This is a genomic window from Bacteroides salyersiae, assembly GCF_031172035.1.
Lineage (GTDB): Bacteria > Bacteroidota > Bacteroidia > Bacteroidales > Bacteroidaceae > Bacteroides > Bacteroides salyersiae.
Map to the genome: position 1 here is coordinate 3,334,762 of NZ_CP133452.1, position 16,069 is coordinate 3,350,830.

Below are 16,069 nucleotides of genomic sequence, written 5' to 3' on the forward strand. Positions count from 1 at the left end.
TATCGGAATGCTTTAAAATAAGATTTTATATCTTTCCCAATATCTTGTCCATCACCCAGTTTGTCAGCGTAGCGCTTTCACCGTCGCAGGTACAGATTGATTTTCCTAACAAGTGATCTACTACGGCTTGGATGAGCGGTTGTTGCACATGTTCCGGGTTTTCAATGTAGAATTCTTCGCGTCCGCGTTCGGTATGCAAAGCGATGGGATCGAATGAGAATACGGAAAAACAGATCATGCCTTTGTCACCAATGATTTCGATGCGGTCTTCCTTGGCGGAATCGTGTGCTACAAAGCACCAGGAGCCACTACCTACAAGGCCGTTATCGAACTGGAAACAAGCGCTCAATGTATCTTCTGCCGGATAAAGTCCGCCACGATTGCTTTTATATCCACTGGCTTCAAGGATACAGCCGAACATTTCCTGCAACAAATCTATCTGGTGTGGGGCAAGGTCATAGAAATATCCACCTCCGGCAATATCCGCCTGAACCCGCCAAGGCAAGTTATCCCGGTTATAATCCAGATCACGGGGAGGCTGGGCGAAACGAATCTGTACATTGATCACGTTACCTATGGCACCCTCTTCTACCAATTCTTTTACCTTGATAAAATAAGGGAGATAACGGCGGTAGTATGCCACAAAACAAGGTACTCCGGTTTCACGCGAGATGCGGTTGATACGCGTACACTCTTCGTAGGTAACGGCCATCGGCTTTTCTATATAAGCCGGTTTTCCAGCCTTCATGGCCATGATGGCATAGGTAGCATGTGATGAGGGAGGAGTGGCGATGTAGATAGCATTTACTTCCGGATCGTCGATAAGCTCTTGGGCATCGTCATACCATTTTTTGATACCTCTCTCTTTTGCATAGGCTTTTGCCTTGGCACCGTCACGGCTCATCACGGCCACGACTTCCGAACCCTCTACCTTCTGAAATGCCGGGCCGCTTTTTTTCTTTGTCACTTCACCGCAACCGATGAAGCCCCACTTAATAATCTTTTCACTCATATACCTATTTTGTTTTTAAGAATCACAAAAATAAGAATAAAAAGTGGAATTAAGACTATTTTCTATTCAATTCATTTTTTGTAAATAATATCTACTCCTTTGATGATGCCCGACGGTATTAGCGCGTCTTTCGGAGAAGCTATCTCCGGATATGAATAGGTAATGCGTTTTTCAACCGGTAGTTGAGAATCGAGAATCATTCTGTTCATTAATGAATTGGCCACATGGATTTCCAATTCATTTTCTCCGTCATGGATAGCATTTGTGACATCTATTTCCCAGGGAGAACACCATACGATACCCATATCTTGTCCGTTTATGATAACTCGGGCTACTGATCCCAATTCCGAAAAACGCAATAATGCTTTTTCATCTTTTTCTGTTTTTTGCAGATTCAGTGTTTTCCGGTAGAGGGCTGTACCGGAATAATATTTTATCGATGGATCGGGGTGCAAAGCCCAATCTGATAGTGAATCGAATTTTACTTCTCCCGGTCCGCCCATAGCCGGGTCGAAGTATATACTCCAATCGTCGCTAACCGGAGTTACGGTTTCCTGCCGGTCCCAATGAAGAAGGGGAAGGTTTCCGGAACCGGTATCTGATAGTGTCAGAAAATAGGACTCCCAAGCGGCCATTTTCAAATGAACAGAGATATGTCCTTGTCTGTCGCTACTTGTGGGCAGGGTATATCTTTGGCCGGACATGGGATTCCATAATTCGGCAATTTTGCCTGATGAACGGAAGGTGAATATATCGTCGACTGCCGTATCTTTGTGATTATTTAAGAAATAGACGTCCGCATCTTTTAGTTGGCGATGTGCAAACCACACTTTTTCCTGTTTGATAGAAGCATGCTCCATTTTAATGTCGGGTTGTAGACCTGCTTGATAGACGGCTTCTTCCAAAGGCATTCCCCAGTATACAGTTCCCTTACCATAATGCCGATATCCGGACGAAGGTGTTTCTTTTCCCCATAGTTTATGGGCCAACGCTTCGTATTCTTTTTTCTTGCCGATGTCTGCAAATGTTTCTGAATATCTGGCTTTTGTGCCATATACCGATATTCCTTGATTGACTAAATCCGCAATTTTCTTTAATGCTTCTAAAGTGATTTCTCCATTTCCGGGAAGGATCATCATTCGGTAACTCATACCATCCGGTAATACGATTTGTCCGTTTTTTGCCGACATTCTCGTAAACAGGGCATCCGAAGTGAAAGCATCAAAGTCGAAGCCACCGGGGATATCGGGCAAACGGTGTGTGAGAATCTTCACAGGCGCATTTTCTCCCAGATAGACACAGAGGTCTATCAATGGCATCCCCTGTCTCATGATATAGGCGCAACGTGCCTGATAATCCCAGAAAGGTTTGCTGAAATCCCAAAAGGTATTGTTTCTGTTCAGGCAATAGTGACGGCCTCCTCCTGTGTTTCCGGGAATTTTGTCCAGCCAGGGTTGATAAGCTGATGCGCACACGACGAATTCATTGATGCCGTAACAATAAGCATAGTCTGCCAATGTTTTAAGATAGGCGAGTGAGTGGCTGAACTTTGCATCCGTGAAGGCTTCTGCAGAAGCTGTTTTTTTACCATAGAGATGTGCTGCGGAGGAGGATTCCTTGATGTCATAATTACCATCCGGATGTATGGCCCAGAATTCTCCTTGAGGAATGTCTACTTTTCCTTTTGCCTGGATAGGGTCGGCTACGATGCAAAGTGCATTTCCGGTGGCCTGTGCTGTAAAACTGACGCCGGATTCTTGGCAGATCTTATTTAGTGTCCCGTAATAATTGTCTGCAATCAGATCGGCTATGGTGCGACGGACATCATATAATATTCCATTGGTCTCTTCGGATGTGCCGATTATGTGCCCCATCATGGCTGGTAGAAGATGTTTTAGATCATATCCCCGTCTTTTATGGAATTCTTTGTCAAAGCCCGGAGTCCAATTTTGCGAGCCGGCTTCATGGCTATCCATAGCCATGCCATGTAGCGGCAAATGATGTTTGGCCAATGAATCTGATATGACCTTGAAATAGTTGTTCCACTGTACGGTGGCCGCCAAAGAGGACATTTTGTCACATTCCAGTCCCATCAGATTAGGACGCCCGTGTTTCGTTTTACTTCCTGTAGGAACATGCACAAACCGCATGATTACCCAGTCACCTGCGGGTACATCCCAAGAGATGGATCCGTCCGGTTTCAACAAGTGGCTGAGGTCCGTTATCCGGTCCGGGCGTATCGTTTCGTTGGTTGTATAGGACGGAGTGTTGTCCTTTTCGATGTATTCGGAAAAAAGTCCGTTCTTTTCTTCCCATTGGTCGGCTTTTGCTTGTGGAGACAAGGTGACATTCCCTAATTGCATACCGGGGCGTCGGTCGTCTTCCATGTACCAATCGTGTAAGTTCAGACGAAAATATCGTCCGGTAGCGGGAGGAAATGCGATTGTTTTTTGTTTCCACTGGGAGTGGGCTCTGTAGATGGGTTTCAGTGCACATACCGTGGTATAATGAATACCGTCATCCGATACCTCCAGACTACCTAAATCCGGTAATACCCGGTAACCGGTTCCTACGAACGTATCTCCCGGAGGGGCGGGGACATTAGTGGCGCTTGTGGTTGCTTTTCCTCTGGGGCGTACTTGGTAGGTAATGCTACGGGCTGTAAAATCTTTATGGAAATCGAGGTTTACGAAAACGGATTTTCCGGAGGGTTGAGCCGGTATCTCTACTGCTGGGGCATTTGGGGAAAAGAGGTCGGCTGCCGGAAGTTCGGTCAGGTTCGATGTTACTGTTGGCTTGATGTCATCGCTGGTTAACCATTGCTCGCGTGAAACCGGGAATGCCAATACGGCTACATCACGATAATAATCGTTTGCATTTGCGGGAAGAGGGAGATTGCCCGAAAAGTTTTTTCCGCCTTGAATCAGTGTATCGGATACTGTCAGCATCTGCATGCCTAACTCTTTTGTGATCCATGGACCTCCTGCTACGAAGCCGTTGGAGATATGCGTTTCAAAAGTTAACCCCAATCTTTCAGCTTCCCGGGCTGCATAATAGAGCATTGCCCACCATTCATCGGAAAAGGCATCCAATGCCACAGGCTTTTTTAAGTGTACCTGATCATAGAAGACGACCCCACCGACACCCGCTTTTCGAAAGGCTTCCAGGTCGGCAGTAATTCCTTCCCGGGTAGTTTCTGTTTCTCCATGAAACCACCATACCTTCGTGCGGGCTGAATCTTGTATATTTTCGAAACCATACAAGGCATCGGACAGGGTTGATTGGCGATGGGGATTGGTGTGGGCACAGCCATATAGAATAAAAAGTAAACTGATAAGGCAAATCTTTTTCATGATCATCCGGTCTTTCATATTCAGAATTTAATATTGGCAAAAATAGGGCTTTTCGCTTTTTATAAATGTGCTGTTTTTGACCGAAACACTTGTACTTTTGATTTTAGTCTGAATAATTCATGTCCAATAGTATGTCATTAAGAGAAACACATCACGCAAGTCATTCCTACTTACTACTTAACTACTTACTACTTACTACTTAACTACTTACTACTTAACTGCTTATTACTTAACTACTTACTACTTAACTACTTACTACTAAACTACTCTCTACTAAACTACTCTCTACTTAACAGGATAATATTTATGCAATATTTCTTTATACTCTTTTCCTTGGCGGAAGCTTGTAAGCCATGTGTTCAGGCTATCCAGCAGGACAGGCGATTGCTTGCTTACCCCCCAAGAGTAAAATTGCGTGAAACTGATGTCTGTACTGATATCCAGTTGGGGCAGTGAATCTATGGCCGCTTGTGCAATGCTCTCGTCGCAGACAGCGTAATCGATGTCTCCATGAGCTACCATTGCAATCAGTTGTTCCGAACCGTACTTTTCTATTTCACTGATATAAATCGTATCCCCGATCTCGTCTCCCAAATTACGGATACGAAGGATGGATGGAGAGGCTTTTACGACATGCAAGGTTCGTCCTGCCAGATCGAGTTGGTTTCTGATAAAGAGTGAATCGTTTTCGGACGTTGCTTTTCGCTGCACCAATACCTGTTTACTTAGGATTATGGGCGAGGTGAGGAGCAGCGAGTCTTTCAATTCGCTGGTGGCTGGAATGCCATATGCTATTACATCGTATTTACCGGTTTCAAGTCCTTTCAGACGTTGGTCAAAACTCATCACCGGAGAGACTTGTGCCTGAATTCCTTTATCACGGGCAAAGGCTTCTATCAGTTCATAGTGGAATCCGCTCACCGTATCGCCGTCAACGAAGAAGCTGATGGAATTGTATTCTGTTGCCGCGCGGAGAATACCGTCTGCCGCTATTTCCGCATAATCGCGCGGATGTCCTTCTTCCTTTTCCTTTCTTTGAGGCCAGAAAGCAAATACGAGGAAGCAGACGATGGCAATAAGCAGATATTTCAGATATTTCCTTTGGATGGGCTTCATAGATGCATGGTAGGATTAATCATAGAAATTCCAGGATACACCAAATTTCAGCAGTCGGGGATTGATGGGATAGTGAGGTGCATAGAATGCATTCGGACGATTGATCAATCCATCGTTTACGTGATACATCATAACGAAGAAACGTGTCCGTTTCAGATGAAGATTGGCATATACATTGACAATGGGATAGCCGCCTATCTCCACTTGATCATTGGTTGGCTGTAGGTGGAACTGTCCCGTAGCAGGCATATAAGCCGGTGCATGGTATTTGGTAAAGTAACGTGCATCAGCACCCAATTGAACACTCAGTACTTTTTTCGCCAGTTTGAAATCTATATACAGGTTGTGGTATAACGAGAGGTCCGGTAAGGGTAAGATTGTGCTGTTACTCGATTTTTGCCAGGTAACTTCATTGTCCAGATGAAGAATTCCAAGTTTGAAGTCTTGGGATAATGTGGCCGAAAGTACTTGGATGTTGCCTCCGAATTGTTCCGGAAGGGCTTGTTGGTTGAAATAAGTGTAGTTTTTAATGTTTTCTACACCGGCTTTCAAGTTTGTTTTCCAATGTTCGATGTTCAGTTCGCCTTCTATGCGTGTACGGAATTCTTTATCCATATTATCATCATCCCAATAGAAATGCTTGGAGTGGTAATGTCGCATATAAAATGAGGGTAATGTATTACTTACCGTTGCGCGTGCTATCAAACTGACCGTGTCTTTTCCCAAACGGAAATTCAGATCGAGGTCGCCTTTTACATTAAACTGTCCGATGGCTTTTCCCAATAATCCCACTTCGCCAATGGCATGATAATGAAGGATGCTGCCCTGCCGTTTAGATAATTCACCGCCTACAAAGACTTCATTCTCGGTATAGCGATCTATGCTGACCGAGTCTTTATTCATCAGTTCGTATTTACTTAATTTATGTGAGATAAAACCGGTCAGTCCGGCTTTGGCGTATTTATTGAAACCTTCGAGAAGGGAGATTCCCAATGTGTTTTTTACTCCTATATAGGAGGTGGAATCGTCGACGATATAAGGGACGCCCGGCTTGATGTATGTATTTTGATAATAGTCTTTCAACTGGTCTTCTGAAGTAAACTTATGCTTGCTCCATTCTACCTGCATCGTATGGATGAAGCTGGTGACGGGGACAAACTCCTGCACAGGTGGCAACGTGTCGTTTTCTTCTTGTGGCAGATCGCGGTGAAAACCTAACTTATAACGTTGTGCCAGAAAAACATAGCTATCTGAATTTCGGGAAGTAGCCGTACTCATAACCGTTGGCATATTGATCGACTCATAACTTTGCTGCCCGCCGGATACGGCTTCGGGATCTTTGACGTAGTTGTCGTCCGTGATTCCTCCATTCTCGTTGTTTTTCAGATAGTTATAGCTGTATAACAGTGTTCCTTCATATCGCTCTCCCATATAGCTGATGAAAGGAGCGGCATTAAAAAAGGAGGTACTCGAATGGTTGTAATATCCTCGTCCGTATAAGTAATCGATATTGAAACCGAAAGCCAGTTGCTTATTTGCGTTGACCGAGAAGTATGCTTTAAAGCGTTCTTCACCATTTACTTTACTACCGGCTTTATAGTATGTCAGATTGGTGTAGGGAACGTTACTGTTGGTGAAATTGAATTCGTTCGGCCGTATAAAGAAAAAGGAGTAGGGCTGCATGAAGATAGTCGGCTCCTGGGTAGCGTCACGGTCAAAAAAGATACGGGATATACGCGGGGCACCCATATTGGACAGATAATTATAGTGCCCTGTCATTCCTTCCGTAAGATTGGTATTCTGGAAGTTTAGACGTAATGTATCTGCAGGTGTACGGGTTACAGTTCCCAGATTTTCACTGATGTGCCACATGTAGAGCTTGGGGGGGAGTCCTTGTATTTCTACATTGCTACTATCCGGGTTTTGCGGACGCATGGCAGGATCAATCTGATTGCCGTATTGATCTACGATATTACCGAATTCATCTATCCGGTCGTCATACGGATTATTAGGGTTGACTTGCGCTTGGATAGCCAACTGACCTACAATGACAAGTAATATATATGTAAGTAGGAATCGTCTCATAATTGGGCGCAAAGATAGTACTAAAAAGTTGAAAGTTGAAAGTTGAAAGTTGAAAGTTGGCTGCGCTGTGATGCTGCATAGTAACTTTTAACTTTTAACTCTCAACTTTCAACTGAATAAGCTTTCAACTCTCTATTTCTTCCAAATTTTCAACTTTCAACTGAATAAGCTTTCAACTTTCAACTTTCAATTTTCAACTCTTTTATCAGTTCCATCCCTTTTTTGATGGCCTCTTCGTTCATCGGTATCAAGTGGTGATGGCGTTCGGGAAGTGTCTTTTTTAAGCCTTTGATGACATTTTCCAATGTTACGATAGGGCGGAGTTTTAATAATCCACCCAACACAATCATGTTGAATGCTTTGGCATTTTTCATTTCATTGGCTGCATCCATCGCATCGATACGATATACTTTGATATCCTTGCGCGTGGGCGGGTTGATAATTCCATATCCGTCATAGATAAGTATGCCTCCGGGTTTAATGCGGCTTTCAAACTTTTCGAGTGACGGCTGATTTAAGATGATGGCGGTGTCGTACTTACTGAGGATGGGTGAAGATATTTTTTCATCGCTTACGATAACGGTAACATTGGCCGTACCTCCACGTTGCTCTGGTCCGTAAGCCGGCATCCAGGTAACCTCTTTACCTTCCATCAATCCTGAGTATGCTAAAATCTTGCCCATAGACAGTACACCCTGTCCACCGAAGCCTGCTATAATGATTTCTTCTTTCATGTTAATAATGTAATAATGTGATAATGTGCCAATATGCCAATGTGCCAATTGTCGGTTACATTTGCTGCTTGGCTGAATTTATGCTACTATTATTCTTTATCTTTCAAATCACCTAATGGATAGAATGGAAACATGTGTTCTTCCATCCATTTATTGGCCTTTTCGGGTGTCATCTTCCAGCCGGAACTACAAGTCGATACGATTTCTACCAGATTGGAACCTTTGCCGTTCATTGAATTTTCGAATGCTTTACGGATGGCTTTCTTGGCTTTACGGATAGCCGGAACCGATTGTACGGATTGGCGGGTGACGTATGCCGTTCCTTCCAGTTGGGCAGCTATTTCGGTAATCTTTAGCGGATAACCGTGGAGATTCACATCGCGTCCGTAAGGACAAGTAGCTGTTTTCATGCCGACAAGGGTGGTAGGAGCCATCTGTCCGCCGGTCATACCGTAAATGGCGTTGTTTATAAAGATAATGGTAATGTTTTCGCCACGGTTCAGTGCATGGATGGTTTCGGCAGTACCGATACAAGCCAAATCACCGTCACCTTGATAAGTAAATACCAAGCGATCCGGCCACAGACGTTTGATGGCGGTGGCCAGTGCAGGGGCACGTCCGTGGGCAGCTTCCTGCCAGTCGATATCAAGATAGTTGTAGATAAAAACGGCACAACCTACCGGAGAGATACCTACGGCTTTATCTTCCATTCCCATCTCTTCGATGACTTCGGCAATGAGTTTATGTACCACGCCGTGACTGCAACCCGGGCAGTAGTGCATGGCATTGTCGTTCATCAGAGTCGGTTTTTTATAAACCAGATTCTCGGGTTTGATTATTTCTTCTTTAGTCATAACTTGTTCTCCTTATCTGTTGGTGAATCGTATAAAAAACTCCATCAGCTTGACGAAGATCGCCGCACCGCAGACGTAGATGAATATCTTGAAATCATCTGCCACGAAGTAAACGATAATAGCTGCCAGAGCAAGTATCATGAAAAGTATGTTCAATACATTTCTTATTTTATCGGGATTCATCTTTATTCTATTTAACGATTAGACGGTTTATGATTAGACGATTGGAATTTCTTTGAGTCTAACCGTAAATTATTATTGCATTATTTTCTCTTTAAGAGCAGTCACTATCTCGTCAGGATCGGGAACAATACCACCGAGACGGCCGAAATGTTCTACTTTTACTTTCCCATTTACGGCAAGGCGTACATCTTCAATCATCTGTCCGGCATTCAACTCGGTAACAAGCATGCCTTTCACTTTTCCGGCATATGCAGCAATGGCTTTTGTGGGGAAAGGCCATAACGTGATGGGGCGAAGCATACCTACCTTGATACCTTCTTCACGTGCCAGTTCCATTGCCTTTTGTCCGATACGCGCCATTGAACCGAACGCTACGATCAGGTATTCTGCATTTTCACAATCGATTTCCTCGAAACGCACTTCATTCTCTTCGATTATACGATACTTGGCCTGGAAACGGATGTTGTTCTTTTCCATTTCTTCCGGACGGAGTTCGAGTGATGTAATGATATTAGGCTTGCGGTCTTTGGTTTTACCTGTACTGGCCCACGGGCACTGTGCGATTACTTCCGCATCGGTACGGCGAGGTTTCATAGGCGGTAGCACTACTTTTTCCATCATCTGTCCGATAACACCGTCGGCAAGGATGATAGCCGGATTACGATATTTGAAGGCAAGTTCAAAGGCAAGTCCGACGAAATCAGCCATTTCCTGTACGGAAGCCGGAGCGAGTGCGATCAGTTTATAGTCACCGTGTCCGCCGCCTTTTACTGTCTGGAAATAATCTGCCTGACTGGGTTGGATGGTTCCTAATCCCGGGCCGCCGCGCATCACATTTACAATCAAACAGGGAAGTTCGGCACCGGCCAGATAGGAGATACCCTCTTGTTTCAGGCTGACGCCGGGACTTGAAGAGGAGGTCAGTACCATCTTGCCACTTCCGGCTCCACCATATACCATGTTGATAGCTGCTACTTCACTTTCTGCCTGAAGCACTACCATACCGGTAGTTTCCCATGGTTTCAGGTCAGCCAGCGTTTCCAATACCTCCGATTGCGGAGTAATAGGGTAACCGAAGTATCCGTCGGCACCGCAACGGATGGCTGCGTGAGCGATGGCTTCGTTACCTTTCATTAATACAACTTCTTCTGCCATATTCGTTTCTTTTATTCACATTTAACTTTATACACTGAGATACAACCGTCCGGGCAGACCGTTGCACACGAACTGCACCCGTTGCAGGTATCTTCCAACACCTGCCGGGCATAGTTATACCCCTTTACGTTCACCTCTTTGGCGAGTGATATTACATTGAGCGGACAAGCCACCACACACAGATTGCAGCCTTTGCAACGCTCTGTGTCGACTACGATTGCTCCTTTAATTTTTGCCATAATCTATCGATTTTATTACGTTTATTGATTATACATGTCCTTGTGATAGAACTCCAGAATATCCATTACCATTTTGCGGGCTTGCAAAGCCGGGCTTTCCGGGTTAATCTCAATAGCGGATTGATAATTGTTGAGGGCTTGTTGCCAATTTCCTTGTTTTCGGTAAGCGTTACCCCGTAGGTAGTAAACTTCGTCTTTTCCGGCGAAGTCTGATTGAGTGAGGAGAGTATCGAGGGCTTCAATCGCCTTATTTACATCTCCCTGATTGATAAGCTCTTTTATGGTCTCCATTTGTTCCATATCTGTTGAGTTTCAGAGTTTGCACTACAAAGATAGTTTTTTATTTAGATTCGTTGCTCATGAAACAGGTTAAATTTCTTCCTTTTATTCTTTTTCTATTTAAAATAGAGAGGATATAAAGGGTTTTTAACGACAATTTGTCATTTTATTATTTTACGGGGAAGTGGCTGAGTTACAATTTGTAAGGAGGTCTTTTGACTCCGGATGCAGGGAGAAGATCCGTATGTTTGTGGATTTCGTGGCAAATAACCTCTATTCAACTTGTTTTTACCCCGTTCACCGCCTTCACCTTTTTCTATCAAACCCTTTGTTCATAGGCGTTACGGGGTGAAGGCAAACTTTGTTTTTATGTACCGTTCAAAAGCCATCCGGAAACGGTGCTTACGTGCGTCAAGCACGGTGCATACGACCAGTAAGAAGGAGTCTCAGGGGGAGTATATACCCGGCATCGGGATATTGGTCTGCCGGTTCTTTTCTTCTTTAGTGTCGCTTCACCCTGTAGGCTCTATGGATAAAGGGTTTAAATCAAACACTTCCATATGCTTCAGGTATAAAAGTAACCAATAAAAAAAAGACTTAGCATCTTTTTCTAAAGCCTGCTAAATCTTTTTCTTAAAGACGTTATATGTTTTTTTGAAAGACGTTACATCTTTTTGGAGAGGATGTTACGTCTTTTTGGAAAGGATGCTACATCTTTTTTGACTGGTTCTATGGATTTACTCTTTTACAAGTTTTCCGTTTATGTATAGGTTCTTGAGAGTAACGTCTTTCGCTCCTTTTATGTCATTGGTTCCTTTTGCAACATTATTGAAGTGCGAGTCTTCCACGCTGATGTTATATACATGTTGATCGTCGTCCAGCCCGATGATGAGCACTCCTAACCGGCTTTTTTCACAAGTTACATTTTTCAGGTGTACATTGCGGACAACAGGAGGAAAGTTGCGGTTGCAGTTCTCACGGTTTTCATATTGCAAGTTGATACGCAATACTGCTTCCCGGCACTGGCCTACGGTGATATCACGGACAAATACATTTTCGATGATGCCGCCCCGGCAAGTACTGGTTTTGATACGGATCACACGATCCAAATTGGGGCTGTCCATTTGGCAGTTTTCTACAAACAGATTGCGGTATCCGCCGGATATTTCGCTGCCGATCACTACGCCGCCGTGTCCGTTTTTCATTTTACAGTTACGTACAATGATGTTTTCACTCGGAATATTCCATTTACGTCCATCGGCATTACGTCCCGATTTGATAGCGATGCAGTCGTCACCGGTGTCGAATGTACAATTCTCTATCAGCACGTTTTTGCAGGATTCCGGGTCACATCCGTCTCCGTTGGGACCACGGTTGAAAATGTTCACTCCACGTACGATCAAGCTTTCACAGAAAAGCGGGTGAATCACCCAGAAAGGAGAATTCAGCAAAGTGACATCTTCTATGAGGATGGTGTGGCAGGAGTACAGATTGATGAGTTGCGGACGTAAACCGTCTTCCGGTGTCATCACACGCTTGTAGATGGGAGTGGAGGTCTCTCCATACATTAATAAACGTTCGCGACCGCCGTTACGCTGTGCCACCATGCCTTCTTTCCAGCCATATTTGGCTGCACCGCACATTGGCCACCAAGTGTCGTTGGAGCCTTGTCCGTCGATGGTGCCTTTGCCGGTAATGGCGATGTTGGTTTCACCGTAAGCATAGATCAAAGGGCGCGCATTGTAACAGTCCAACCCTTCCCAACGGGTTATCACACCGGGGAAATACAGGCTTTGATCAGTGAGGAATTTCAGTACGGCTCCTTCCTCCAAGTGAAAGTTCACATTGCTTTTCAACGTAATGGGACCGGTGTAGAATGTTCCTTTGGGAACAATCACTGTGCCGCCTCCTGTCAGGCTGCATTGAAGAATTGCCTGGTTGATTGCTTCATGGCAAGGTACCGACTCGTTGTCTGCTTTTGCTCCGAAATCCGTGATGTGGTACGTTTGTTTGGGGAACGATGTTTTCTTGATCTGCTTTTCGATCTTTTTGCTCTCTTTGAAAGCTTTGTCAAAGTCAATCGGATTGGCGAAAGTGATTGCTGCTGTTAACAACAAAGATAGGAATCCAAATATTCTTTTCATTTGTTTTGGGTTGTTTTTGATGGATAATAGATTTTATGGTTGCAAAAATACGAACTGTCGCGCATCTCTATCTGATGTATTTTGATTGAAAAGGTGGGTTTTTTGATTTAATATGAAAAGAAAACCCGGCTTCAGTCAGTCTGAACCGGGTTTTCTTGTACTATGTTCTTATTTTACGGGAATTTTATCTATTCTTTTCTGGTGTCTTCCTCCCTCGAATGGTGTAGAGAAGAATTCTGTCAGAATCATATCCGCTTCTTCAGTACTGATAAAGCGTCCCGGCATCACGAGTACATTGGCATCGTTGTGTTGGCGGGCCAGATGTGCGATTTCTGCGGTCCAGCAAAGTGCGGCGCGGATGCCTTGATGCTTGTTCAGTGTCATGCTGATTCCGTTTCCACTTCCGCAGATAGCAATTCCCGGATAGCATTCACCGGCTTCTACAGCCAATGCCAACGGATGAGCGAAATCCGGATAATCACAACTCTCGGTAGAATAAGTTCCGAAATCTTTGTACTCCCGGCCTTTTGCCTGTAGCCATCCGCGAACGAATTCTTTCAGCTCAAAACCGGCGTGGTCGCAACATAATCCGATTGTTTTCATTATAGCATTTCTTTTACCTGATTGTATACGTTTTCGGCAGTGAAACCTAATTTTTCATCCAATACCTTGTATGGAGCGGAGAAACCGAATGATTCGAGTCCGAATACTTTGCCGTTAGCACCGGCAAGACCTTGCAAGTTGACGGGCAGACCGGCTGTCAGACCGAATATCTTTGCACCTGTCGGGAGAACAGATTCTTGATATGCCTTGTCCTGGCTGCGGAACAGGCCTTCGGAAGGTGCGGATACGATACGAAGTTTCACACCGTCTTTACGAAGCAGTTCGGCTCCGGCTACAAGTGTGGAAACTTCTGATCCGGAAGCAACCAGAATAACATCCGGGTTTTCGTCGGCACCGGCAATGACGTATGCGCCTTTGGCTACTTGGGCATAGTCCGTTCCGTCCGGAAGGTTGGCAATATTCTGACGAGACAGGATTAATGCAGTCGGGGTATAGACGTTTTCCATAGCCAGCTTCCATGCGATAGTCGTCTCTTCGGCATCTGCCGGACGAAGTACCAGCATTGAATTGTGGCCTTTGTGATTTTTCAGTTTCTCCATCAGGCGGATTTGTGCTTCCTGTTCTACCGGTTCGTGCGTAGGGCCGTCTTCGCCTACACGGAAAGCATCATGCGACCAGATGAATTTCACCGGTTGTTCCATCAAGGCGGCCATGCGGATAGCAGGTTTCATGTAGTCCGAGAATACGAAGAAAGTGGCACATGCAGGGATTACACCGCCATGAAGCGACATACCGATACAGATACAAGCCATGCTCAGTTCGGATACACCGGCTTGGAAGAAAGCACCGCTAAAGTCACCGCGTTTGAATGCGTGTGTCTTCTTGAGGAAGCCGTCGGTTTTGTCGGAGTTGGAGAGGTCGGCAGAAGCCACTACCATGTTTTCCACCTGAGTAGCAAGAGCGCCGAGCACAGTTGCCGAAGCGGCACGGGTGGCGATACCTGCTTTCTGTTCGATGGCATCCCAGTTCACTTTCGGAGCTTTGCCGGAGAAGAACTCGGCCATTTTAGCTGCCAGTTCCGGATTTGCTTTGGCCCATTCGTCCTTTATGGCATGCTTCTCGGCTACGATCTTTTTCAGATCTTCAGCGCGTTTGGCATACAGTTCGGCCACTTCGGGGAAGATTGTAAACGGTTCGTCCGGGTTACCACCCAGATTTTTGATGGTGTTGATGTAGGCATCTCCACCCAACGGAGCACCGTGTGTAGCACAATTGGCTTCATAGCTGCTTCCATCGGCTTTGCGTGCACCTTTACCCATCGTTGTTTTACCGATGATCAGGGTAGGGCGTTCACTTTCTGCTTTTGCCTCTTTGAGGGCAGCGCGGATGGCATCGGGGTCGTTACCGTTGATTTCGATTACTTTCCAATCCCATGCCTTGTATTTCATGGCTACGTCTTCTGTTGTGACATCTTTTGTTTCAGTAGAAAGCTGGATGTCGTTGGAGTCGTAGAACATGATCAGATTATCCAGTCCTAATGTTCCGGCAATGCGTCCTGCACCCTGTGAAATTTCTTCTTGGATACCGCCGTCCGAAATATAGGCATAGATGGTTTGGCTCATTACTTCACCGAACCGTGCTTTCAGGAATTTAGCGGCGATGGCTGCTCCTACGGCATAGGTATGTCCTTGTCCGAGAGGACCGGAAGTGTTTTCCACACCACGCATTACATTTACCTCCGGATGTCCCGGAGTGGGGCTGTCCCATTGGCGGAATTGTGCCAATTCGGCCAGCGTATATTTACCGGTGAGAGCCAGCACGGAATAGAGCATAGGCGACATATGTCCCGGATCGAGGAAGAAGCGATCCCGTCCTTCCCAGCGCGGATTCTGTGGGTCATATACTAAGAACTCGGAGAAGAGTACGTTTACAAAGTCTGCACCACCCATTGCACCTCCCGGGTGTCCGGAATTGGCTTTTTCAACCATCGAAGCAGCCAGGATACGGATGTTGTCCGCTGCACGGTTCATAAGTTTATTATCATTCATATCTCTTAAAATTTATAAATTTCATTCTTTTCTTTGGCAAAGATAACTCTTTATGTGTAATTAGAAATACAAAACATACATCTTTTTGTGGCTTTTGAAAGATGGTTCTTGTTTTGAATACAATAAGCTTTTACCGTAATCCGAGTTATACTGAATATATAACAAACTATTTACTAACTGGTTTTACGTCAGTTGCATACTTATTGATTTTTACTTTTGAGAATTGGAAATGATACAATATATATAGTAGTTAAGTAGTCAAGTAGTTAAGTAGTCAAGTAGTAGATAGTCAAGAGAAACACA

The 16,069-nt window shown here is 44.8% G+C and carries 13 protein-coding genes; all 13 read right to left on the bottom strand.

Features of this window, described 5'->3' with window-relative positions; genetic code table 11:
- Positions 1–25: 25 nt before the first annotated feature.
- The 13 genes from RB604_RS12255 to RB604_RS12315 all read right to left on the bottom strand — a co-directional run bounded on the left by RB604_RS12255 (position 26) and on the right by RB604_RS12315 (position 15,766).
- Positions 26–1,012 carry a Gfo/Idh/MocA family protein gene (locus RB604_RS12255; protein ID WP_005923699.1) on the bottom strand — a complete coding sequence of 329 codons (987 nt, stop codon included), beginning with the start codon at positions 1,010–1,012 and terminating at the stop codon, positions 26–28.
- A gap of 71 nt (positions 1,013–1,083) precedes the next feature.
- Positions 1,084–4,383 (bottom strand): glycosyl hydrolase, encoded by a 3,300-nt coding sequence (locus RB604_RS12260; RefSeq protein WP_055294915.1) that lies wholly within the window; start codon positions 4,381–4,383, stop codon positions 1,084–1,086.
- A 267-nt stretch (positions 4,384–4,650) separates the two neighbouring features.
- Positions 4,651–5,481 carry a transporter substrate-binding domain-containing protein gene (locus tag RB604_RS12265; protein ID WP_005923694.1) on the bottom strand — a complete coding sequence of 277 codons (831 nt, stop codon included), beginning with the start codon at positions 5,479–5,481 and terminating at the stop codon, positions 4,651–4,653.
- Between the two features lie 15 nt (positions 5,482–5,496).
- A complete protein-coding gene (locus tag RB604_RS12270) occupies positions 5,497–7,566 on the bottom strand; it encodes a putative porin (RefSeq protein WP_007480447.1) in 2,070 nt (689 codons plus the stop codon).
- 179 nt (positions 7,567–7,745) lie between these two features.
- Complete coding sequence (locus RB604_RS12275; protein WP_005923688.1) at positions 7,746–8,300, bottom strand: 2-oxoacid:ferredoxin oxidoreductase subunit gamma family protein; 555 nt, start codon at positions 8,298–8,300, stop codon at positions 7,746–7,748.
- Positions 8,301–8,389: 89 nt separating this feature from the next.
- On the bottom strand, positions 8,390–9,154 hold the full coding sequence (locus RB604_RS12280) for a thiamine pyrophosphate-dependent enzyme (protein WP_055294917.1): 765 nt from the start codon (positions 9,152–9,154) through the stop codon (positions 8,390–8,392).
- Between the two features lie 12 nt (positions 9,155–9,166).
- A complete protein-coding gene (locus RB604_RS12285) occupies positions 9,167–9,337 on the bottom strand; it encodes a hypothetical protein (protein ID WP_005923679.1) in 171 nt (56 codons plus the stop codon).
- Between the two features lie 72 nt (positions 9,338–9,409).
- Complete coding sequence (locus tag RB604_RS12290; protein WP_021935575.1) at positions 9,410–10,492, bottom strand: 3-methyl-2-oxobutanoate dehydrogenase subunit VorB; 1,083 nt, start codon at positions 10,490–10,492, stop codon at positions 9,410–9,412.
- Between the two features lie 11 nt (positions 10,493–10,503).
- Positions 10,504–10,731 (bottom strand): 4Fe-4S dicluster domain-containing protein, encoded by a 228-nt coding sequence (locus tag RB604_RS12295; protein ID WP_005923672.1) that lies wholly within the window; start codon positions 10,729–10,731, stop codon positions 10,504–10,506.
- A gap of 21 nt (positions 10,732–10,752) precedes the next feature.
- Entirely contained in the window at positions 10,753–11,031 is a 279-nt protein-coding gene (locus RB604_RS12300; protein ID WP_005923669.1) for a tetratricopeptide repeat protein, read from the bottom strand.
- 716 nt (positions 11,032–11,747) lie between these two features.
- Complete coding sequence (locus RB604_RS12305; RefSeq protein ID WP_021935574.1) at positions 11,748–13,154, bottom strand: glycoside hydrolase family 28 protein; 1,407 nt, start codon at positions 13,152–13,154, stop codon at positions 11,748–11,750.
- A gap of 168 nt (positions 13,155–13,322) precedes the next feature.
- Positions 13,323–13,757 (bottom strand): ribose 5-phosphate isomerase B, encoded by a 435-nt coding sequence (gene rpiB, locus RB604_RS12310; protein WP_007480450.1) that lies wholly within the window; start codon positions 13,755–13,757, stop codon positions 13,323–13,325.
- Positions 13,757–15,766, bottom strand: coding sequence for a transketolase family protein (locus RB604_RS12315; protein WP_005923660.1), 2,010 nt, complete (start codon positions 15,764–15,766; stop codon positions 13,757–13,759). Before RB604_RS12315 ends, rpiB begins: the two co-directional genes overlap by 1 nt.
- Between the last annotated feature and the right edge of the window lie 303 nt (positions 15,767–16,069).